Source organism: Alteromonas aestuariivivens (genome assembly GCF_003367475.1).
GTDB lineage: Bacteria > Pseudomonadota > Gammaproteobacteria > Enterobacterales > Alteromonadaceae > Alteromonas > Alteromonas aestuariivivens.
This window is the reverse complement of sequence record NZ_QRHA01000002.1, coordinates 68,050-91,520: the sequence shown is the minus strand read 5'-3', so window position 1 is coordinate 91,520 and position 23,471 is coordinate 68,050. Positions and strand designations below refer to the sequence as shown.

Here is a 23,471-nt window from a genome sequence, read left to right as displayed (position 1 = left end):
GTTAACGGGTATACACCGACTCACGGTTCACCAGAAATGGAGAGTAGCAATATCCCTCTCCCTGCATCTGCTGATTCTGACTCAGTTGCAACGCCAGTTCGGTGGCTTTGGCCGCCATTACTTCAATGGGATATTTGATTGTGGTCAGCTTGGGCACGCAGTATTGCGCCAGCAGCACATCATCAAATCCGATTATCGAAACATCCTGAGGAATTTTATAACCCGCATCCAAGAGCTCAGCAATCGCACCGGCGGCCATGGCATCGTTGTAACACAGTAGCATGCTGAACGCCGCACCCTGTTGCTGCAGGAGTTTTATCGCTTGCTGTCCTCCGGCATAGTCCGGGGACACGTGCAGGACTTGACTCATGGGCAAACGCACACCTGCATGGGACAATGCTGAGCGTATTCCCTTTAAGCGTCTGGACGCATCGTGAACTTTTTCACTGGTGGTTACCACCACGATATCACGGTGTCCTCGTTGCAATGCGTGTTCGGCCATAAGCTGCCCCCCTTTGACATTGTCAAACCACACGCATCTGTGGCGAATTGCCTCTATGTATTTGTTGATAAGAACAAAACCAGGAATATTCTTGGCCAGATCCACCAGCACCTCATCACTCATAGCCTTACTGTTCACCACAATGGCGTCACAGCGCTGGGCCACCAGGCTTTGTACAGCTTTAAATTCCTTATCGGCATTCAGTGAGCCGGTACTGATAAGCACCTTTCGATTCAGCTTTTTCGCAGTCTGCTCGATACTGTGTGCCATCTTGGCAAAAAACGGGTCAGCCAACTCTGAAATGACCACGCCAATAGTTTGCGTGGATTTGGTAACCAGAGCTCTGGCGCTGGCATTGGGCCGGTAATCCAGTTCCTCAATTGCGCTTTGAATGCGTTGCCGGGTTTGCGCGTTAACCATATCTGAACTGTTCAGGAATCTTGAAACCGTAGCAGGCGACACACCTGCCAGTCTGGCGACATCTTTTATTGTTTTCATTTTTGACCAGTTCCCGCGCCTGTAAATTTCTGACTCAAAGGGTATTTTGCCCGGCTTGCCTATGACTAGGCAAGCACAATGCACCTTTGTAAGTTTGACGAAAAATCACTGCGCCAGGACAGCCGTGTGCTACTTAACTCTGCGGCCAGTGCTTTGTGTTGAACCATAAGATTATTGGTTTCAGAGGGATCCGAAGGCAGATAATCTGCCATATCCCTCTGTTTATTGGCAGCGCGGTTGTGCAAAAAGGAATGGATCTTAAACTCGGAAGGGTGATGCCCGGTAATAAAGGCAACCCGGGAAGGTGAGCAAATGGGCGAAGCCACGTAAAACTTCTCCATCAGCAAACCCTCTCTGGCCAGCAGGTCAATATTCGGTGTGCTTGCGGAGATATTGCCCGTCACACTCAGATCTCCGTACCCCATATCATCTGCCAGAACAAACAGGATATTAGGCGGGTTAGAAGTAATCGATTTTTGTTGAGTGCACCCCACCAAAGTCTGTATCAACACTGCTGTGCTAAAGATTACCAGCCACTTAGAACATCGCAATATGCGAGACATGTGCTTTCCCTCATAAAAATACAAACAAATGCCCGGCAGAGCCGGGCACCCCAGTGTTGACCAAGTGTCGTAATTTCACGTTAGGCAATCACCTAAGGCAGAATCAGTTGACTTTCCTACACATGGTTAAAAGGTAAAACGCATTCCCAATGTATAGGCTCGGCCGGTATTGGTGATACGCTCAAGGATTTGCTCGTTGTCGTAATCACGCTCATCAATGCGATATACCCGGATGTTTTCATCGGTCAGGTTAGTCACACTGCCTATCAACCGCAGATTTTTGTTGATCTGATAACCAAAGGTCATATCCAGTTGGCCGCCATCCCTTGTCTCGTATGCCGTCAACGGCAAGCGCATAAAGGGGCTCTGATACTGCCAGGCCAGTCGCACGGACAGGCCGCCTTTCTCATAGAAACCAATCAGATTGTATACCTCATCGGAGACTTCCCGAGCAGGCACTTCAATTGGGGTGCGACCACCTGGGCCAGAAGGATCTGTCCCCTGGCCAATCTCTTTGGCATTGGTTTCATTGAACGATGCGTTGGCCTGCAGACCAAAACCATCAAAAGGTGCTGGCAAGAAGCTGAAGTTCTGACTGTAAGACAACTCGATACCACGGAAGTAGTTCGAAGAATCATCGTTAACCAGCTGCGATATAAATGCAGGGGCGGTCAGACCGTTTGAAGTAATTGGGTCGACTTCAACAATGGATTCTACCAGATAGGCTTCAACATGCTTGTAGTAGATGGTTGCTGCCAGGCTGGTATCTGCATTCGGATACCATTCCAATGCAACATCCATTTGATCTGACGTAAAGGGATCAATCGCCGGGTTTCCTGCGTTCAGGATCACCGAGTCCACTTCATTTCCAGCCCTTACGAAAGAGCCGGGAGTCATGCGTTCGAAGGGGGCTTTCGACATCGTTCTTGCGGCGGCTAACCGCAGCAGTACATCATCCTTCACAGTCAGCGTCGCATTGAGTGACGGTAGCACCTTTAGGTAATCATGGTTCGATGTAATGGTTTCGATATTGTCCGGGTTGGTGTTGTCGAAGATAACGTTGTAGGAACCCTCTTCAATACCTGGCTCCAGCTGCAACTTACTCAAATCATTACTAAAGCCGCTGGCTGACACGTCTGTACGCACGACTCTCACACCCATATTGCCTGACAGCGGCATAGAGCCGATTTCGGACGCAAAGTTAAGCATAATGTAAGCAGCCAGCGTTTTTTCATTGATGTCATGGGAACTGGTGTAGTCAAAGTTCAGTTCTTCACCATCCACAAACACCCTTTCAGGCTCGTTCACTACTACTTGCTGAACCAATTCATACATGGTCTGGGCACTATAATGAGGGAAAGTCTGATCCTGGCTGACGCCTCCAAGCGCTTGCCAAATATCACTGTATGCGAAACTGTCGCGCTCTAATTCTGAGCTGCTCAGATCCAGCCAGTTTGCCGGGGGATTGCCGCTATTGAAACGGTAGTTGTCTCTGTCGTTGGAACGGAAAACATCACGATCTTCATAGCGCAAACCGAACTCAATAGAGTCAATGAAGTCACCACTGTAGTGGAAACTTTTCATATCAAGCGCGATGGAATCTACAGTATCCTCAGAGAACTGACGCATATCCAGCATATTCCGGATCGCCCAGGCGTCTGCGGCTGCTAAGGAAGGATCAATTTGCAAATAGAGGTAATCTGGATCACTCATATCGAAAGCCAAAGGACGGATGACTCCCATGCCATCAACAAAGTTTGCACCTATCTGAAAGGTTCGATTTGTGCGGTCCCGGGAGGAGTTCGAATGGCTTAAATCAAGCTTGGCCTCCATATCCTCTGCAACGTAGTCAAAACTCAATCCCAAGTTTAACGTCTCATCCTCGTTATTATTGGGGTTGATGTTAATTAGTGGATTGGCCTGTCCGGATGTGAATCCCAGGATGACGTCTGTATCGTTGTCGATCAGTACCTCTTCGGCAGAAGTGGCGTTATTTGCCGGACCAGGTAACACTTCATAAATCAGTCGGTTATTTTCGGTCAATTGGTCCTGCTTTACCCAGGACGCATCGAAGTTAATCTCCAGGTTGTCGGATACCCGGTACTGAACCACACCTAACAAACTGTTGCGATCAATTTCCCGCTCAACTACGTCATTACTCACTGCCCCAACGGTAATATCACGTATGCCATTGGCATTGAAATCGCTGCGCTCAGCCGGGCCGTTTCTCTCCAGAGGGTTACCCGTGCGAGCTTCATAATTGGGCGTATCATTTTTTAATCCAGCCCAACCCAACGCGATACCGAGGCGATCATCCTGAAACTGGTCGATGTAGTTCAAGGTTCCCCGCCAGCCGTAATCGGTCGCCGTATCTATTTCGCGGGCATTGTCATTAGTTAGCGCGCGAAAAAGACCATTAAAGACGCGTTTATCTTTGCTCAGTGGCTTGATTGTCTGCATTTGGATCGTACCTGCAACCCCACCTTCCAACATGCTTGCTTTAGGCGTTTTGGACACATAGACACTTTGGATCAGTTCTGAAGGCAATCGGCCAAGAGAAACCCGGCGCGTCGCCTGATCAGTCGTAGACAGCACCCGGCCATTCAGGGTGGTGAGAGTCAGATCAGGCCCCAATCCACGAATAGACGCAAATGCCGGTTCACCGTTTTGGGTAGAGAAATTCACACCAACGATACGACGGATGCTGTCAGCAATGGAAATATCCGGTAACTGACCAATATCTTCTGCAGACACACCGTCAATAATGTTGTCAGCTGCACGCTTAGCCTGCACTGAGTCACGAATAGACGCCCGAATACCACTTACCGAAATCACTTCGATGCTGTCCTGCTCCGGAGCAGTATTGGCCACTTGTTGAGCAAAGCCTTGTGGGACAAGCGCTGCCGAAACGAATAGTGCCAGTGCACTGTATCTCAGGTTCGAAGTAGCAGTTGCTCTGGAATGAATTTGGTGTGCGCCCATGTTTCCTCCAAGTATGTCGTGTGTTTTAGAAACGTTTCCCAAGAGGTTTACCACCAGATAATGAAAACAGTTTCCTTTATAAAGTAAAAAAAATCCCTTCGTTTATTTATTTAAACATTCAGGAACATGAACTTAAAAATACAATGATTTAACAAGGCATTCAAGAAAAACCAACGAAAATATTGATATCCAGGCCAATTCATTACTGTTAACCGATTAAAATACCCTTCGCGCTATTACATATTATTTACATAACAACCTTTTCATCATCACAGATAATGCTATAGTTCATGAAACCGTATGAAATCGGTTGCCCTTGTTTTAATGGGTAATCGACGAGTACAAGCACGACGAACACAACAGCCAACAGGTTAACGGATCAATCTCGACAGCTAAGAGGAAGCAGAGTGAGGAACATATACACGCTTGCGTTAGGATGTCTGCTGCTGGTATGTAATGCCAGCCAGGCGCAATCAAAGTTGATAAGCCACACAGATGAACTGCCAGGTCCTATGAGTCGCGAGTCCATTGAATTCGGCCTGAAAGCTCATAGTCAGGCATTGTTTGTTAAAGCAGGCTGGATACGCGACCCTTACATCATACTGGGCCCGGATGATCAGTATTATCTTACCGGCACCACACCCAACCCTGATGATCCCCGGCAGCAAACAGACCCTTTAAACATCGGCCTTGGAAAAGAGTCCATTGTTGGCGAAGTGGTCCAGGTCTGGCGCAGTGCTGACTTAATTGACTGGGAGTATCTGGGTACGCCATTTACTCTGGACGACAGATACAGTCAGTCTGACAATGGCCCTGAGGACAACCGCAACAGGATTTGGGCCCCAGAGCTCCACTGGATGGGCGACCGATGGGCACTGGTTCATTGCCCACAGGGCAATGCCTCATTTGCATTCGCGCAACCTGGTATTGAAATTAAAGGCCCCTGGACACACCCCATGCAAGGCAAGTTTGGCGTGCGACATGATCCATCCCTTTTCAAAGATGATGATGGCACCTGGTATGTTCTTTACGGCAATACCCTGGTACAACCCCTGAATGAAGATTTTAGCGACTACACGGGCCCCGCCACCCGCATTGATCCTGCGGGTTCCCGTATTGGGCCCGATGGCAGTTCCATCAGCCGTATTGGCCACGAAGGGGCCACAATCCGGAAAATAGGCAGTAAGTACGTTCACTTCGGTACGGCATGGTCAACCGACAGGATGCGCAAAGGCTCATACAATCTGTATTACAGCACAGCGGACAGCATCAATGGCCCCTACGGTCCAAGACGATTTGTCGGTCGCTTTCTTGGCCATGGAACACCCTTTCAAACCCGTGACGGGAATTGGTGGGTTACAGCCTTCTTCAACGCCAATGTTCCCCCTTTGGACAGCGATGGGATCCAGAATCGTGATCTGAGCGAGACCGCGCAAACCATCAATCAAAGCGGCACCACCATAGTGCCTTTGGAAATTCAGATTGAGAGTGACGGTGAAGTCTATATACGCGCCGAAGACCCAGACTATGCCATTCCGGGCCCGGATGAAGCCCAAAATTTCCAGGCCATAATCCAGGGGTCCTAACATGATGCATAACAGTCAATCCCAACACCTACGCTGCAGTGCAGTCACGGCCGTGCGCGCCGCAGCGATGATTTTCAGCACCACATTCCTGAGCTTGTCAGCCATGGCGGCGCCACAGCAAATTGAGCTGGCCGATCCGAGTATTTTTGTTGAAGACGGTCGCTACGTCCTGTTTGGAACAGAGCCGCCACCGCAAACTGGATTCAGAGCTTATGAATCCAACGACAGCCTGACCTGGCAACCGGTAGACACCCACGATCCGGGCTATGTACTGAAAGCCGGTTCAGACGCTTTTGGTGACAAAGGCTTTTGGGCACCGCAGCTCTTCAGGCACAAAAATCAGTATAAATTTGCTTATACCGCTAACGAGCAAATTGCCATCGCAGAAGGCCTGAGCGCTACCGGGCCGTTTTCACAACCGCACCCCTTCTCACTGAGCGGTGGCTTGCGCCAGATAGATCCCTTCGTTTTTTTTGACGATGACGGCAGCGCGTATCTCTACCACGTGCGTCTGAATAAGGGGAATCACATCTTTGTTGCCCAACTAAACGAGGCAATGGACGATATCAAACCCGACACCCTGACACATTGTTTGAGTGCCCTTCCAGGTAGCTGGGAACGCACCGAATCGGCACCGAAGGCAAATGTGGTTGAAGGGCCGACAGTGATTAAACACCAGGGTAAATACCATTTATTTTACTCTGCCAATCACTTTAAAAGCCCGGACTACGCGGTTGGTTATGCCATAGCGGATTCCCCCCTGGGTCCTTGGCAGCGTTACGAAAATAACCCCATCCTGGATAGCCGCAACACTGGCTTAAGCGGCCCGGGGCACGGCGATGCGTACCGCGATCAACACAATCAATGGTTCTACGTTTTTCACGCTCACGCCAGCCACTCAGAGGTTCATCCCAGAAAAACCTGGCTTGCTCCCATCAGTTGGCAAACCACGGACCAGTCTGGTCCACAGGTTCGGATTGAGGCAAACCAGAAACGACCACTACTGTTCCGATCCCCTTAGGATCTATCTGGCAGCTGTTATCAGAGGAATCCCCGGTCAGCGGTTGCGCCAGTTAGCCTGGCTGGGTTCCTAAAACCCATCCGTTTTACTCACAGTCTGGCTGTACCGCGATGACCCTTATCGCTGGCAAGGCATGACTGTGCCCGGATTCATCTCCGCCTTGTATGGAATAAGGAGGCACAATATGAAACCCAACAGAACCTTGCCGCCCCCCTCCCCCCTCTCGGATCACAAGGGGACGATGCAATCGTTGACGGTTGAGACCCTGGAAAACTTTCGTAAACCTTTGCTGCGCTACTTTACCCGACAGTTGGGTTCAACTTTCGACGCCGAAGACCTGGTGCAGGATGTGTTTTTACGAATTCTCAAACGTCAGTCTGACTCCCGGATTGAGGAGCCCAAAGCGTTTCTGTTTCGCGCTGCTGCCAACACATTGAAGGATCATTTGCGATTGCAACGAAGAAAGAAGCACAACCTGCATATTGCTGATACTCAGGCTTTCCGCTGGGAAGAGGACGAACGATGTGAAGAACGTGTGCACCTGGCCCGTCGTAATCTGAATCAATTCTGGGCTGAACTTTCTCAGTTACCCAAAACAACACAAACCATTTTTATTATGCGTATGCATCAGCGATATCCTTATCAACAAATCGCCAACGCCTGCGCTTTGTCAACGCGCAGCGTGGAACGTCATATATACAGAGCCTTGCAGCACTTCAGCCCCATTATAGAGGAGTCATAAAATCACTTAGCCACTGTGGTTACCAATGCGGTAGCGGGACAAGACCCGCAAGGCCGCGATTCTCGTCAGTGGATCTTCATTGTGATCATTGGCAATACTGTCCAGTTCAAATTGAAAGGCATCACCGGCGTGCCGATGTCGCTCAACGGCATGCTGTAACAGATTCAGAGCATTCTGGCGCTGCCCGGCTTGCTGACTGCGGAGCATTGTGGTGATGGTACCCTGCAACGCCAGGGAAGCAGGCGCCAGCAAAGACAAGCTTTGGGCTGCATGGAACTGAACTGAAGGGTGGCGGCTGTTATCCTCCATCAGCGTTATAAGAAGATGGTCAATATCTGCACCCGTTTGTGAAGCTTCTAACGCGGGTATCCGGCTCAGCATGGCAACCAGCGCATCATCATCCCGCTCGTTTTCCAGTAAATCAGATATACGCTGCGCCAGCTTCGAAGGCTGATGGTTGCCAAGCAGCATCACATTCATAGCCTCAACTCTGAGATTTTTGCTCTCAGATTGCGCCAGTAAACCGGCAATATCCAATTGAATTTCCGGAGCCAACAGTGCAAGCATTCCCTGGGTAATTGACCCGTTCAGGTCGTCCAAACCTGCCAACTCATATTGCAGCGCCTGGAGTAACTGCTGGCGCTGTTCAAAATTAACACTGATCGGCAAACTCAAGCCTTCCACCATGGCCACAGTATCTGCTGTCTGCTGATCATTCACAGAGTGTTGGATAGCGTTGATAAGGCTGTTCACACACTGGCCGGTGCAATCTGGGCTAACATCTGGACTTGGCTGCACTGGCTCTGAGTCAACGCTTTTGACTGAATACAGGTTATCTGAAGCGGAAATTTGAACTGAATGTTTTGCAACATCTGCGTGAAACCGGGCGTCTGCACTTGCCTGTTCATCCCAATGCAACCCAGTTTCATCAATCCCCCACTGACAAAGAAGACTGCACAGGAAACCTGCCGAAAAGTATCCAATATTCTTGATTCGAAACTGCAGCATCATTCCCCCTTCGACTTTGCTCTGAACACCAGTTTACTGATCAGACGTTTCAGCGAGCCAAAACCGACATCACACTTAAACAAATAAATATTTACATTTTTTAAACACAACCTGTCGGTTTCACAACATTACGTCGTCTTTATCTAGGAATGGGCTGCCAATCCAAATTGGAGACCTCTCAAAGCAGCTTTGGCAACTATGCACACTTTGAGCTGTACCAGGGCGTAACCAACGAGCAATTCCTTCAATGTCTGGATTCAGATTCCAGACCAAATCAACGGCAAAGAGACGACAAATGGAAAAATTACACCGACGATTAGCAAAATTGATTTGCACCTCAGCAATTGGTGCATTTTTAACCGTTGTACCAGCATACGCAGACAAAGCAGTGGGAGTTAATGTCAACGGACTCGGCGATCAACTGGAAGATTTGTCCGTCAATGGGATGTTGGCGCGATCTGGCACTGTATGGGTACGAATGTTTGTAGATATGTCCAAACTTAGGGGCAAAAGTCAGACTGAAATATCCAACGACGAGAGCATTTCGAATTTCAACGCTCTGCACAGCCAGGGTTACAAGACCATATTAAACCTGAAGTGGGCCACCAATGGGCGGGATTTTCCTGGTCCAAATACCCAGGGTCGATTGGATGATTTTGATGTGATGAGAAAAGTTCTGATCGGCGCTGGCGCCGCCAATATTGACATTGTAGTAGTTGGTAACGAGCCCTTCCGTGAAACAGACGGCGCCTTCCGCGACCAGGATATGACCGACTGGTATGAGCGCATGGCCAGCGAGATCAATAATTTTCGTAACAACAATAACTACAATTACGACATCTACATGGGTTCCTTCAACAACGTCTATAAAACTTCAGAGCGCACAACCGTGCTCGCCGACCTAATGCAATTCGCCAAAAATAAAAGCTGGATCGCCGGCATTGATCTTCACACGCATCACGAAATGATTGAAGAGTGGCAGGAAACTTTAAACTATGCCAAAAACCAGATCCGTAATGATCAGGACATTATCGTCACCGAGTTCTCACTTATGCGGTGGTACAAGAGCAAAAATAGCAACAATCTGAGTAACAGCTACAAAAGCAAGTATTATCCCAATGGCACCAGCAACAAGGTATGGCAAGAATTAGTCCAGCTTCAAAATGTACAGGAGACCAATCGCTGGTACGACTTTAATGCCATGCACGGCTTTGTGAGCAGCCGTAAACATTACCTGCGCAATGTACACAGGGACTACTTTAACCTCTCTGCTAACCGGGTTCGTGTTGCCACCTTTGCCTTACGTCAAAACCCATTCCCTAACTACAGCAGCAACTCGGACGCCTGGATCTACAACGGCCTCTTCTGCTTCAGCACCTGCTCCGGTGAAGACGACTCATATCAATGGCTGGCAGATTTCAATGGTCTGCCCAAGCAATAGGCATAAACCTAAACCTTATAAATAAGCCCATTGAAGCTGATCAACAGCGGGGGCTCTTAGTTCGGTATCAATTAACAAAAAAGTGAGAAAACTATGCAAACAATAACTCGTTTAGTCAGTGTCGCCATGTTGGTTTACGGCGCTTTTGGCGTTTCCCTGTGTTCTGCGAAAACGGCCATCGGCGTGAATGTTAATGGCCTGGGCACTCAGCTTGAGGATTTGTCTCCCGATGGCATGCTGGCGCGCTCAGGAACAGTGTGGGTACGCATGTTTGTGGATATGTCCAAGCACCGCGGTAAGAGCCTGGCTGAAATCCAAAACGATCCCAGCATCAGTAACTTTAAGGCGTTACACAGCCAGGGCTACAAAACAATAATCAACCTTAAATGGGCGACCAAAGGGCGGGATTTCCCCGGCCCCGATACCCAGGGCAGACTGGATGACTTCGATGTTATGCGTAAAGTGCTGGCCAGTGCCGGCGCGGAAAACATAGATATTGTCGTTGTCGGCAATGAGCCCTTTCGTGAGACCAATATCCCCTTTCGCGACCAGGATATGACGGACTGGTATAAACGCATGGCTAACGAAATAAAAAACTTTCGCACCAACAACAGCCACAACTTTGATATTTACATGGGCGCGTTCAATAATCTGCACAAAATCATTGAACGCACTACGGTTTTGACTGATTTGATGCAGTTTGCCAAAAATAGCAGTTGGATTGCGGGCATTGATTTGCACACTCATCATGAAAACATCGAAGAGTGGCAGGAGGTTCTCGACTACGCCAGCAGCCAGATCCGTCCTGACCAGGATATTCTGGTCACTGAATTCTCCCTAATGCGCTGGTTCAAGAGTCACAACGCTCAGCAACTCGCCACCAGCTACGCCAATAAGTATTACCCTGAGGGAACCACCAATCAGATCTGGCAAGAGTTACTGGTGTTGCAGGGTGAAAAAGACAGTCAACGCTGGCACCACTTTAACGCCATGCACGATTTTGCAAACTCGCAGAAGCATTATCTGAAAAACGTCTTTCGGGATTATTTCCACCAACCACAATACCCGGTCCGGATTGCAACTTTTGCATTAAGACAGAACCGCTTTCTCAACTACAACATCAAGGCGGACGCCTGGATCTACAACGGGATATTCTGTTTCAGTACCTGTTCCGGAGAAGAAAAAAACTTTTTGTGGAGCGCTGATTTTACGAGTCTGCCGAAGCAATAACAGGCTGAAGCGTTTCTCAGCCGGGTACTCCTATTAGCATTGTCAGGTGACAACCCCGCCAGGGTACAGGTTCCCTCTGTACCCGAGGGCTCACCCCATCCCTCCAACAGACCTTCGCAGAGTTAGCCCGGCCAAGCCTAGAACTGATGAGAAGCTTGCATTAAAACTGAAAACGGTTTACCTTACAATCATATGTTAATCAATTGTTCCCTCACGTGAAAAACAACCGGAAATCTTTGTTAAAAAGCGCTTAATTGGATAGAAGAATAGTTAGACCTTAGATTTCTACAGATGTTCAATCAAAGAAAATGCAAACAGTTACCTTACCGAGTAATTTGAAAACAGGAATACTTATGGGCTTAAACAGGAAATCACCGCAGGCATGCGCGATGGCCACCACTCTTCTGATTTCTCTTTGGGGATGCACTTCACCAGATATTCAGGAAACCAAACCCAGTGCGGAGCTTTCAGATACTGCCGCAGAAGCACTTAAACCCAATATCATTATTTTCTACGCCGACGATTTGGGCTATGGCGATTTGAGTGCCTATGGAGCAACCGCTGTAACAACCCCCAATATTGATGCCCTGTCAGCACACGGCATTCGTTATACCGATGCGCACAGCCCTGCGGCAACCTGCACGCCGTCCCGCTATTCTCTGCTGACCGGTGAATTTGCCTTTCGGAATAACGCAGCAATATTGCCCGGCGATGCACCTCTGATCATTGACCCCGAGCGCCCTACCCTGCCCAAAATGTTACAACAAGTGGGTTACACTACAGCCGTGGTAGGAAAATGGCACCTTGGCTTGGGACGCGGCGAAGTTGACTGGAACCAGGCGGTAAAGCCTGGCCCATTGGAGATTGGCTTTGATTACAGCTTTCTTATTCCCGCCACGGGAGATCGGGTTCCGACAGCCTATCTTGAAAACCATCACATCGTGGGCCTGGATCCCAATGATCCGATTGAAGTGAGCTATGAGACGAATATTAGCGACCGCCCTCTGGGTACTGAGCATCCAGAGCTACTTAAACAGCAGGCTGACCTGCAGCACAGCGGCAGTATCATCAACGGCATCAGCCGAATCGGGTGGATGCGTGGTGGTAAGGATGCGGAATGGCGGGACGAGGATTTTCCGATAGTTATGACAGACAAAGCCATCAGCTTTATCGATGAAAATCAGTCTGCGCCTTTTATGCTGTTTTTCCCCTTTAATGATATTCATGTTCCCCGGGTCCCCAATGAGAGATTCCAGGGTGCCACGGATATGGGCCCACGGGGAGACGCCATTGTTCAGATGGACTGGATGACTGGCAGAATCATAGATGCACTGGAAAAGCGCGGTTTAATGGACAATACCCTAATCATTTTCTCCAGCGACAACGGGCCGGTTCTGGACGATGGTTATGCTGATCAGGCAGTGGAACGCATCGGTGACCACCAGCCCGCCGGACCTTTTTCAGGGGGTAAATACAGTGTCCATGAGGGCGGTACCCGGGTTCCCATGATCACCTATTATGCGGGGCAAAAACGCACCGGAGAAAGTGACGCACTAATCTCACACATCGATTTTTATGCGTCTTTGGCCAAAATGGTGGGATACCCGTTGGCGAATACGGAAGCCATCGACAGCGAGAATATTTTACCCGCTCTGATGGATGCCACTGCCGACGGCCGCGAGGAAATGTTGGAAGAGGCCTTTGCTATTGGACTTCGTCAGGGAAACTGGAAATACATTGCCCCGTTTTCCGGTGATCTTCCTGACTGGTTAGCCAATAAGGAAGTTCGCACAGGAATAGGCTCAGAGCCTCTGCTTTACAACTTGGACGAAGACTTAAAAGAACAGCATAACCTAGCGGATGCGCATCCGGAAAGAACCCGGCAGATGGCTGCCCGCTTGGAAGCAATTAAGCAGCGTACCGAGCGCGAATCAGAACAATAGGAGGGCATATCAAAATGAATAAAATTTTAAGTGGTATGGCAATACTGGGGATGGCGGCGATCGTAAGTGCCTGTCAGGCTTCGAAAGACGACACTCAGCCCCCATCTTTGCAGCAGGTAAGCCGTTACGGTGAAATCAATGTGCAGGATCCGAAACTTCAGATCCCGGATAGTGTCGAGCCTCTTTTCGATCACTGGTTAAGGGATACCTATGTAAACCTTGGCAACGATGGTTTTTACTACCTGACAGGCACAGTGGGAATGCCAGGAAAGATCACCGCCTATGACAGAAGCCCCGGAATAAAATTGTGGCGCTCGAAAGACCTGAAAAATTGGGAATCCATGGGCGTGGTTTGGGATTTCGACAAGCACGCTACCTGGCAAAAGGACTTTTATTCTGCAAATGATAATCGCACAGTTGATCTCAATAACAATCCCATCAGCAACCAACGACGGACTCTGTGGGCTCCGGAAATCCACTACCTGAAAAGTCAGAAAAATTATTTTATTGTCGCCTCCATTCCCGCCAATCCCCATGGTAATGGCAGCTTTGTTCTGCGCAGTACCACCGGTGAAGCCGCCGGGCCCTACGAGAACATTGCTGCAAACAGCGATGGCCCGCTGTTCCCAAGAATTGACGGCAGCCTGTTCGAAGACGACGATGGTACGGTGTATTTTGTCGGCCATAACCATGAAATTGCCCGCATGAAGGACGATATGAGTGGCTTGGCCGAACCCATGCGTACTCTTGATGAACAGGAGTACAGCCGCAAACCTTATATCGAAGGGGCTTACATATTTAAAGCCAACCAAAAGTATCACCTGGTTCAGGCAATCTGGAGCTTCCGGATGCCCGACGGCAGCTTTGCCTATGATCCCGGTGAGCCCAATGATCCTACTCGAGTGTATCCGGACCGCAAAGACTGGGCAGCCAATCGCTACAGCTATGACGTTGTCATCGCCACCGCCGACAATATCTACGGCCCATACAGTGACCGCTATACATCGGTTATTGGTGCCGGCCACAATAATTTTTTCATGGACAAGCAAGGCAACTGGTGGGCCACCATGTTTGGTAATCCCAGAGGCGACTTGCTGGAACGTAAGTTCCTGACACGCCCGGCCATTATTCCAATGAAAATGGAAGGCGACCAATTCTTTCCCGACTTTTCCCGAAAGCTGGATTAACCAAAGGGTCATCATTATGAAACAGAGCATGCTTCTCATGCTCTGCGCTCTCTTGTGGGGACCGCAGAGTCTGGCAATTCAAGCCGAGCCCTTTCTGGGCGCCAATTACAACGAAAGCCTGGAACGGGTCAACCTGAGCGACCTGAAACGAAGCCAAAGTTCCTGGGCCCGGGGCTTTATCGTCTACCATCATTACCAGCAAGGCTCCCGCGACTTAAACACAGACCCTCGAGTAATGGGTTTTCAGAAGCTTAAAAAAATGGGCCTGAATACGGTACTAAGCCTGAAGTTTAATTATCAAAACCGGCCCTTCCCTATCACACAGGCTGATATCGATCAGGAATTAAACTTCCTGCCAACCCTGCTCGATGCACTTATGCCCTATGCTGACATCGTTGTGGCGGGCAACGAACCGTTTATTGAAACTGAAAAATCTCTGCGCCAACAGCCCTTGGTCAGGTTTTACAAGCAGGTTGCTGAGCGAATCCACCAGTATCAATTAGCCAACGGCTATCAACAACCACTATATCTTGGTGCGTTTAACCGCCTGTGGGAAGGCGGTATGCAGACTGATTCCGCCCCTCTGCTCGCGCTGGCCAAATCCTTACCGTGGATAGCCGGAGTAGACCTGCATATCCATCATGCCAGTGATGAACAATTTACCACCATGATCGATTATGCTTTGGCCCGATTGCGCCCCGGGCAGCACTTTATCGCCACTGAATTTTCACTCATGCATCACTGGCGGGCATCGCTGAAACAGCCCGTACCCGCCGACTTTGCCCAACATTACCAAAGGCCAGAAAGCTGGCAGGTTTATCAATACCTGGATCAGGTAGTCAACCACCAGCCGGTGGCGCGCGAGGAGTGGGTGGCATTTTTAAGCGCCAGTCCCTGGTTTGAAACCCGCAAGCACTATATTCGCGACGCAATGACGAGATTTGGTAGTTACCCACAATTTGCCGGAGCCACCTACGGCTTTTACCAGACTTACGGTAAGCGACCGTTCACCGACAATCGGGACCCATGGATTTTAAATTCCCTCTACAGCAACCAGACCGTGCAATGGCAGGATGGCCTGCCGCCCTTCCACTATCAGTTTATGCAGGATTACATTGACTATCAGGTCCAAACCTCCTCGAAAGGAACACAACCATGAACAGCAAACCGACGTTCCTGATTTTGCTTGCTGTAGTGGGTGCTTTTATCGGATTTCCGGTCTTTGGGGGTGCGAACAATCCCGCTGCCCGCCCCAACATCATCGTGATCCTGGCTGACGATTTGGGTTTTTCCGATCTCAGCAGTTATGGCGGCGAAGTGCCTACTCCCAATCTAGATTCTCTGGCCAATCACGGTCTGAAGTTCAGTCAGTTCTATAATACCGCGCGATGCAGTACGACCCGGGCTTCGTTGCTCACCGGCATGTACCCGCACAAAGCCGGTATGGGGTATTTATCCGGTTACGCACCTGAGGGTGCCAGAGGGACACTCAGTTATTTACACGAACGGGCCGTGACAGCCGCAGACGTGTTGTCAGAAGCTGGGTATTTTACCGCCATGACCGGTAAATGGCATTTGGGTTTTGATCGCACTCCGCCCCAGGAACGCGGTTTTCAGGCTTCGCTGGTATTGCCCGCCGGAGGGGTGTATTTCCCTGACCAGCCGCCCTTCAATAAACGGCTAAAGGGGCCGTCGAAAATCTACCTGAACGGCGAGAAAATGGCGATTTCCGATCCCCGCCTGGGTGACAACTGGTACGGTACAGATCTGTGGACCGACTGGGGTATTCGCTTTATCCAGCAGGCCCGGCAAAGCCAACAACCATTCTTCTTATATCTGGCCCATGTAGCCCCTCACTTTCCGGTCATGGCGCCACAAGAAACCATCGAAAAGTACCGTGGAAAATTTATGGCGGGTTGGTCGAAGCTGCGAGAAGCACGATATCAGCGTCAAATCGAACTGGGATTAATTGATAAAAGCTGGCCACTGACTGAAATATCACCAGACGTTCCAGAATGGGATTCACTGAGCCAGCAAGACAAAGAGCGCTTCGATCATATGATGGCAGTGTACGCCGCTTCTATCGAACACATCGATTCCAGTGTCGGCAGATTAACCCATTATCTTGAGGAGCAGGGCCTCCTGGACAATACTCTGATCCTGTTTATGTCTGACAACGGCCCTTCCGCAGAGAGCGGGCCAAATGGTGTCGCCGCGGGGAACCCTCTGGGCGGTCCGGACTCACGGTTGGTTATGGGTCAGAGCTGGGCATCCCTGAGCAATACGCCTTTTCAGTTATACAAGCATTACACCCATGAAGGCGGGATCGCCACACCACTTATCGCCCACTGGCCTGCCGGAATAGAAAAACCGCAAAACAAAGGTTTTGAGACGACTCCGGCCCATGTGGTAGACATCTTACCCACCCTCGTCGATATCAGTGGCGCCCACTACCCGACGATATACCGTAATACGGAAATTCTGCCGATGAATGGCGTCCCTCTGACACCGTTATTTCAGGGAAAATCGTTGAGCCGCAATGAACCGATTTTCTTCGAGCATGAAGGCAACAGGGCAGTTCGAAGCGACAAGTGGAAACTGGTGTCCCGTTTACAGGGCCCCTGGCAACTGTTTGATATGACGCAGGACCGCACGGAAACCGAGGATTTATTTGCTGATTATCCCCAAATAGCCCAATCCATGATCCTGCAGTACGAAAAGTGGTTTCAACGGGATTTGGTGGACCAGTGGATTGGCCCTGCGCGGCCAGATTCAGGGGGCTTCTGGGAAGAAAAGCAGCGCCGCTATGATCACCGGCCATCCGGCAACCCAACCAATCAGGAGCATTAACAATGTACAACAAGACCTATCTGGCTTGTGGCCTGGCTATTGTGCTTGCCGCAAGCAGCAACCATGTGCTCGCCGACAATCATGCGCTGCAGGTGTCCTCCGAGCCTTTCGGCGCCCTGAGCAATGGCACTCCTATCACCCTGTTTACACTGGAAAACAGCAACGGACTCAAGGCTAATATCACCAATTTCGGTGGTATTCTGGTGAATCTGTTTACGCCAGACAAAAACGGCCAGATGAAAGATATCGTCTTAGGTTATGACACGCTGGCCGGCTATGAGCAGGACAAAAGTTTTCAGGGCGCACTGATAGGCCGGTTCGGCAACCGTATTGCTAAAGGGCAATTCACGCTGGACGGCAAATCTTACCAACTGGCAACTAACAACAAAACTAACCATCTTCACGGAGGGGTCAAAGGTTTTGGCAAGCAAGTGTGGCAGGCTTCACCTTTTACCACCGACAGTGCAGTAGGCGTGAAATTGTTTCGCCTAAGCCACGATGGAGAAGAAGGCTATCCGGGCAATGTTGCTGTCACGGCTACTTATGCGCTGCATGAAGACAATCGTCTGACCCTGACCTTTGAAGCACTAACCGACCAGCCAACACCGATTAACCTTACCCAACATGCTTACTACAATCTGGCCGGTAGCGGATCAATTTGTGACCACGTTATCACCTTTCCCGCCAGCAACTATACCCCGGTAGATTCCACCGCCATTCCACTGGGGGAAAATCAGCCTGTCAGCGACACACCTTTTGATTTTCAGAATGGAAAACCCGTTTGTACTGACATTAACGAGTCAAATATCCAATTAGAGTATGGCAAGGGCTATGATCATAACTGGGTGCTCGATAAAGCTTATGGTGAACTGGCATTGTCCGCTCGGGTTGTGGAGCCAGGCTCAGGCCGGGTAATGGAGATATGGTCAGATCAGCCCGGTATTCAGTTTTATTCCGGCAATTTCCTGAATGGTACAATTCAGGGCAAAGGTGGTCGCAGTTATGATTATCGCACCGCCCTTGTCCTGGAACCTCAGCACTTTCCCGACTCGCCAAATCAAACTGAGTTTCCATCTACAATTCTGCAGCCCGGTCAAACCTACCGTAACCTTATTGAGTACCGTTTTTCCGTATTAGAGTAAGATAACCTCCCCCTATGCTACGGGCAATCCAGCACGCTAGCATAGGGCTGCTCCTGCTGCGGCCTCAGTCATTTGCCTCGTTTGGCTTTGTTTGAGTCAACTGGCAGCCATCTCTCCAGCAATCCACCAATCTGATAGGATTGCCGGCAACCCGCCCGGTATCCTGACTCGCCTGCATCAGGTTATCAATCTCCCCCCTCAGGGTTAACAGGACCCGGGTATAGTCAGGCTCCATTGCCAGGTTATGTTGTTCATAGGGATCGGTGACCAAGTCATACAGTTCCTCAGCAGGACGGGATAGATACGCTTTTACAATGCTGGCTGCAGTAGCGCTGCTTTGTGCCTTTTGTGTCCAATCCGGCCAGTAGCTGTTGTGATCCAAAAATACATTTTTTACCGTGTGTGTGCTGAAGACATATTCAGGATGCAGGTTTCGTATGTATTTAAATCTCTCTGTGACCACTGCACGCATGGGATAGGAGTTGTGCGCCTTTTTACCATTGCCGTCGCCGGTGTGAGTGGTGAATACCTGCGAGCGATGCTGGGGCTTGCCATTCAATAGCACGTCAGCAAAACTGCGGCCGTCAATATTGTTCTCCAGGCCACCACCGACCAATTCTGTGAGCGTGGGGAATATATCAATCCAGCTCACCAGCGCCTGAGTACTTTGCCCAGCGGGAACTTTGCCCTGCCACTTAACTATCATTGGTACCCGGGTTCCGGTTTCATATAGGTTCCATTTTGCAAAGGGCCACTGGGCACCATGATCAGATGTGAACAATACTATTTCATCACCTTCACTGTGGTGTTCAAAAGCCGCAAGCGCCTGACCGAACTGGTCGTCCATATTTTTCACATCCTGCAAATAACGGCTACGAATTTCCCGGGTTCGGGGCGTATCTATGGATTTAACCGGAAGACTGATTTTCGCTGGTTCGAAACTGCTGTGTGGTGGCCAGGGTACATGTGGCGGCCGGGAGCCCACCATCAATAGCAAGGGCCGACTGGCATCCCGACTTGCCAGATACTCCTCCAACTCCGCCACATCGAAATCAGTTTTACCATAGTGTTCAATGCCATGGTCCCATTGGTCGGGGCCATCAAGTTTGCCGTGTCGAATTTTGCCAAACGCTGCAATCTCATAACCTTTACTTTGAAATCCCGTCAATATATGGTTAACACCGTCAAATCGGGTAATGTCGTGGTTTTCCTCTACGCCGTTGCGCTGTGACCTAAGGCCTGTAAACAGCGCCGCCCGGCTGGGTGCACAACTAGGGCTGTTCACATAAGCCCGTTCGAATACCAATCCTTGGTTTGCCAGCAAACGAACATTCGGCGTAATTGCATCGGGTGAGCCTGCTATTTCGGTGTCCAGATACCCTAAATCATCGGCGATGAATACCAGCACATTGGGTAAGTTTTGTGCTTTGCCTTGCCCGCAAAAAACCAACCCCGCAATTAGACACACCAGATTGACTGTAATTTTCATTCCCTGCACCCAGTTGATTGTTTCAGATAGTTACTGCACCCGGGCAGAAATACGCCGAGATACCCCGATTCGATTCGATGATTTGCGCTCACTAACATCAGTAAACATTACCAACACCCAAGGCTCTGACTGCCAGTGCGATTGTGCGTATTAAGATAGCGCCTTCACGGCCACAGAAAAGGTAAACTGTTTTCAGAGTTTTTTCAATCAGAGTAAACCCCAAAAAAAAGCATCAAAAAAACATTCATCCTTCAATCCTTTCTTACGCTTTTACACGCAACGAACCTCTGGCGACCTTCGCAATAAACACACAATAAATAAACATTTTTAACATTTGCGAAACTTAAACCTTGAGTTAGCTAGCCGTGCGGTGTATTTTTATACCAAGCAGACACCTTTGTGTACGCTTTTAAGGATGGCAAAATTTTTTACCAAAAAAGGAAACTGTTTTCATAATTGAATGAATTTTCAGTTTCACGCTGGACAGAATGAATTCGGAGAAAACATGGGCACACCAAGATTACACAATAAGAAGTCAACGCATTTCCGCTACAGCACCCTGGCTACCTTGGTGTCAGTTCTGCTGACTCCTGCCACATTGGCGCAACAGATGGAAGATGCACAAACCGACATTGAAGTCATCGAAGTGTCAGGGATCCGGGCTTCACTAAAAGAGTCACTCAACACCAAACGATTCTCCGATGCCATAGTGGACGCCGTGTCGGCGGAGGACATCGGCAAGTTTCCCGATGAAAATGTTGCCGAGTCATTACAGCGCATAACCGGAATTCAGCTGAATCGGGGGGTGGACAATGCCGCTGACGACAACTTTGGCTCCGGTGAAGGTACTCAGGTGTCCGTGCGGGGCATTCGGCCCGACCTTAATTTAATTCGATTTAAAGGTGTGTCGGTTGCACCCAATACCATTGATAGAAATTTTGATTTCAGTATTCTTGCCCCGGAACTGGTGAATAAGCTTAAGGTTTATAAAACGCCAGCCGCTGATCTCCAGGAGGGCGGCATCGGCGGCACCATTGATGTAGAAACCGTTAAACCACTGAGCAACCCTCGACGAAAACTGGTTGGCAGCTACAAAGTTCAGTATCCGGAGTTGAATGACGAACCGGGTTATCGGGTATCAGCACTTTATAGCGAAGGCTTCAACGACGATACGTTGGGTGTGGTGCTTTCGGTCAATTATCAGGATGTGGAATTGCAGCGCCACCGCTATGAAACTGCTGGCTGGATTGACCGCCCAATAGAAGGAACTACCGGGCGGATCCCACGTAATTTTCGTTATAACAATCGTTCACAACAAAAAGAACGCACCGGGATTTACGGAGCACTCCAATGGCAACCCAATGACGACTTAGATATTGAACTCTCACATCTCTTTGCCGAAGAGGTAATGCGGGATTTCGGTTCCCAGCCAATTTACCCTGCTGAGGTTAACCCCTCCTACAGCCGCATTAACGGTGTGTTGGTGCCTGCCGACAATGAGAATGGCTTTGCCCGATTCCTGGCCTTTGATGCCATCAATACCAGCCCGGCAAGGCGTCTGCTGGCACTGGATAGGGACTTTACCCTTGGCCTGCAATCCACCGCGCTGGATGTAACTTGGCAGGCCAACGATGACTGGACTGTCGAGTCAAAACTTGCCGTCTCCAAAGGTAAGTTCGAGCAGTATCAGTACTTTATGCAGTTTTGGGGCGACGATGATTTTAGTATTGAATACACGGATCCTGGTCAGCCGCCTCTGCTTAGCGCACATGCCTCGGGTGATCCATCCGTAAATGGCCTGCTTTTTGAAAATCCAGAGCGCTATTTTCTCAATGTATCGAATTTGCTGGATCGCAACTTTACCAATGATATGACAGATTTTGCGACGGATATCAGCCGAAAATTCGATATAGCTGTCCTTACCGGGGTTAAGTTTGGTGTTCGTTATACTGACTCTAATCACGAAGCAAAACGTCGCAGCATCGATGGAAACAGCATAGTGCGGGGCTTGGATCCGCTTATTACACTAGATAACTATATTGACCTGGAACATCCTGAGAAATTCAGCCCCAGTCGTATAGGAGGTGTGCAGTACATCCCGAATGTGGATATCGGTTCACTGACGAATGACGTCTCTGCACTCTACAACCCCGCTGAACTGGCTGCCAATGGCAACGATTTAGCGGGCAACTATGAAATTGGCGAAGCGGTCACCGCTGCGTATGTGCGCGTGGACTTTGAACTTGGCAACGACCTTCGTGGTAACTTTGGTGTGCGATATTTAGAAACCGATCAAAGCAGTGATGGATTTGATTCTGCCTCGCGAGATCCTATCAGTATCGAACGAAGCTATAGCGATACTCTGCCCAGTCTGAATATCACTTATCGTCTCAATGATGAAATGTTGCTGAGAGGCGGCTTAGCCAAAACCCTAAGCCGTGCCCCATTGGGAAACCTGAATCCTGGCGGTAACATCAACGAAGAAGCGGGCCCGCCCGCGACTGCAAATCTGGGGAATCCTTACCTGGATCCTTTCAGAGCGAATCAGATTGATTTCTCTTATGAGTGGTACTTTGATGATGCTGCGCTTTTCTCCGTCGCGCTGTTTTACAAAGACATGGAGTCGTTTATTGTCAATGGTTTCGAGCAACGTGTGGTACCCGGATTTGAGGAACTTGGGGAGCTTGATGTTACCCAACCGGAAAACGGAGAAGGCGCAGATATCAGCGGTTTCGAAATATCCCTGCAAGGCGATTTTGCCTTCATTTCCAATGCGCTGGCGAACTTTGGCTACATCGCCAATTACACAGGTGTTGATGGTGAGCTGAAGGAAGATGGCAGCGATGTGCCGGGTATTTCAGATGAAAGCTATAACCTGAGCCTTTACTATGAAAACAATATCATCAGTGCCCGGGCGTCTTACAGCTACCGTAGTGACTATGTGACTTTCCCAAGCTATCTGGATTTCCCGGTGTATCGTGATGGACGCGGTCAGGTGGATATCAATGCCAGGTATACCATTAACGACCACCTCTCGTTAATTGGCAGCGTACGCAATGTTACTGATGAAGAAACTTACGATTACCATGCGACAGAATCAAACTTCATGTCCTACACCGTTTCAGGTGCCATCTATAGTGTGGGGATTCGAGGAAGATTTTAGACAGTTTGGCTCAACGACAGGTTTCAACACCGGCGAATAATTAAATTCGAGAAAACTTGATTAGAAGCCCCATCAACTTGTTGATGGGGATCAACCTAGACAGCCATACAAGGATGCTATATGC

16 protein-coding genes are annotated in these 23,471 nt (G+C 49.4%); 11 read left to right on the top strand and 5 right to left on the bottom strand.

Features of this window, described 5'->3' with window-relative positions; genetic code table 11:
• Position 1: 1 nt before the first annotated feature.
• From DXV75_RS03220 to DXV75_RS03210, 3 genes are all read right to left on the bottom strand, one after another.
• Positions 2–1,000 (bottom strand): LacI family DNA-binding transcriptional regulator, encoded by a 999-nt coding sequence (locus DXV75_RS03220; protein WP_115591891.1) that lies wholly within the window; start codon positions 998–1,000, stop codon positions 2–4.
• 65 nt (positions 1,001–1,065) lie between these two features.
• Positions 1,066–1,563: a sulfatase-like hydrolase/transferase gene (locus tag DXV75_RS03215; RefSeq protein WP_115591889.1), complete on the bottom strand. Its 498-nt coding sequence runs from the start codon at positions 1,561–1,563 to the stop codon at positions 1,066–1,068.
• Between the two features lie 126 nt (positions 1,564–1,689).
• Positions 1,690–4,545 (bottom strand): TonB-dependent receptor, encoded by a 2,856-nt coding sequence (locus DXV75_RS03210; protein WP_115591887.1) that lies wholly within the window; start codon positions 4,543–4,545, stop codon positions 1,690–1,692.
• 407 nt (positions 4,546–4,952) lie between these two features.
• Here DXV75_RS03210 and DXV75_RS03205 point away from each other — a divergent pair, with 407 nt between their 5' ends.
• The 3 genes from DXV75_RS03205 to DXV75_RS03195 all read left to right on the top strand — a co-directional run bounded on the left by DXV75_RS03205 (position 4,953) and on the right by DXV75_RS03195 (position 7,894).
• The gene (locus tag DXV75_RS03205) at positions 4,953–6,131 is read left to right on the top strand and encodes a family 43 glycosylhydrolase (protein WP_220272500.1); all 1,179 of its coding nucleotides are present in this window, start codon (positions 4,953–4,955) and stop codon (positions 6,129–6,131) included.
• A gap of 1 nt (position 6,132) precedes the next feature.
• Positions 6,133–7,152, top strand: a complete 1,020-nt coding sequence (locus tag DXV75_RS03200) for a glycoside hydrolase family 43 protein (RefSeq protein ID WP_115591885.1) — start codon at positions 6,133–6,135, stop codon at positions 7,150–7,152.
• 184 nt (positions 7,153–7,336) lie between these two features.
• Positions 7,337–7,894 carry an RNA polymerase sigma factor gene (locus DXV75_RS03195; protein ID WP_181898340.1) on the top strand — a complete coding sequence of 186 codons (558 nt, stop codon included), beginning with the start codon at positions 7,337–7,339 and terminating at the stop codon, positions 7,892–7,894.
• Positions 7,895–7,900: 6 nt separating this feature from the next.
• Here the strand turns inward: DXV75_RS03195 and DXV75_RS03190 are convergent, their stop codons facing one another.
• Positions 7,901–8,647, bottom strand: coding sequence for a hypothetical protein (locus tag DXV75_RS03190; protein WP_147291788.1), 747 nt, complete (start codon positions 8,645–8,647; stop codon positions 7,901–7,903).
• 550 nt (positions 8,648–9,197) lie between these two features.
• Between DXV75_RS03190 and DXV75_RS03185 the strand changes: the two genes are divergently transcribed.
• The 7 genes from DXV75_RS03185 (at position 9,198) to DXV75_RS03155 (ending at position 18,695) form a co-directional block, all read left to right on the top strand.
• On the top strand, positions 9,198–10,343 hold the full coding sequence (locus tag DXV75_RS03185) for a hypothetical protein (protein ID WP_115591880.1): 1,146 nt from the start codon (positions 9,198–9,200) through the stop codon (positions 10,341–10,343).
• 93 nt (positions 10,344–10,436) lie between these two features.
• Entirely contained in the window at positions 10,437–11,573 is a 1,137-nt protein-coding gene (locus DXV75_RS03180) for a protein-tyrosine phosphatase family protein (protein ID WP_147291787.1), read from the top strand.
• A 389-nt stretch (positions 11,574–11,962) separates the two neighbouring features.
• Positions 11,963–13,516: a sulfatase family protein gene (locus DXV75_RS03175; protein WP_115591876.1), complete on the top strand. Its 1,554-nt coding sequence runs from the start codon at positions 11,963–11,965 to the stop codon at positions 13,514–13,516.
• A 14-nt stretch (positions 13,517–13,530) separates the two neighbouring features.
• On the top strand, positions 13,531–14,703 hold the full coding sequence (locus DXV75_RS03170; protein ID WP_115591874.1) for a family 43 glycosylhydrolase: 1,173 nt from the start codon (positions 13,531–13,533) through the stop codon (positions 14,701–14,703).
• A gap of 16 nt (positions 14,704–14,719) precedes the next feature.
• Positions 14,720–15,862, top strand: a complete 1,143-nt coding sequence (locus DXV75_RS03165) for a hypothetical protein (RefSeq protein ID WP_115591872.1) — start codon at positions 14,720–14,722, stop codon at positions 15,860–15,862.
• A complete protein-coding gene (locus tag DXV75_RS03160; protein ID WP_115591870.1) occupies positions 15,859–17,553 on the top strand; it encodes an arylsulfatase in 1,695 nt (564 codons plus the stop codon). Before DXV75_RS03165 ends, DXV75_RS03160 begins: the two co-directional genes overlap by 4 nt.
• A gap of 2 nt (positions 17,554–17,555) precedes the next feature.
• A complete protein-coding gene (locus DXV75_RS03155) occupies positions 17,556–18,695 on the top strand; it encodes an aldose epimerase family protein (RefSeq protein ID WP_115591868.1) in 1,140 nt (379 codons plus the stop codon).
• Positions 18,696–18,759: 64 nt separating this feature from the next.
• Here DXV75_RS03155 and DXV75_RS03150 read toward each other — a convergent pair whose 3' ends face one another.
• Positions 18,760–20,184 (bottom strand): sulfatase family protein, encoded by a 1,425-nt coding sequence (locus DXV75_RS03150; RefSeq protein WP_115591866.1) that lies wholly within the window; start codon positions 20,182–20,184, stop codon positions 18,760–18,762.
• A gap of 505 nt (positions 20,185–20,689) precedes the next feature.
• On the opposite strand from DXV75_RS03150, the gene DXV75_RS03145 reads away from it, so the two are divergent.
• Entirely contained in the window at positions 20,690–23,347 is a 2,658-nt protein-coding gene (locus DXV75_RS03145; protein ID WP_181898339.1) for a TonB-dependent receptor, read from the top strand.
• Positions 23,348–23,471: the final 124 nt, after the last annotated feature.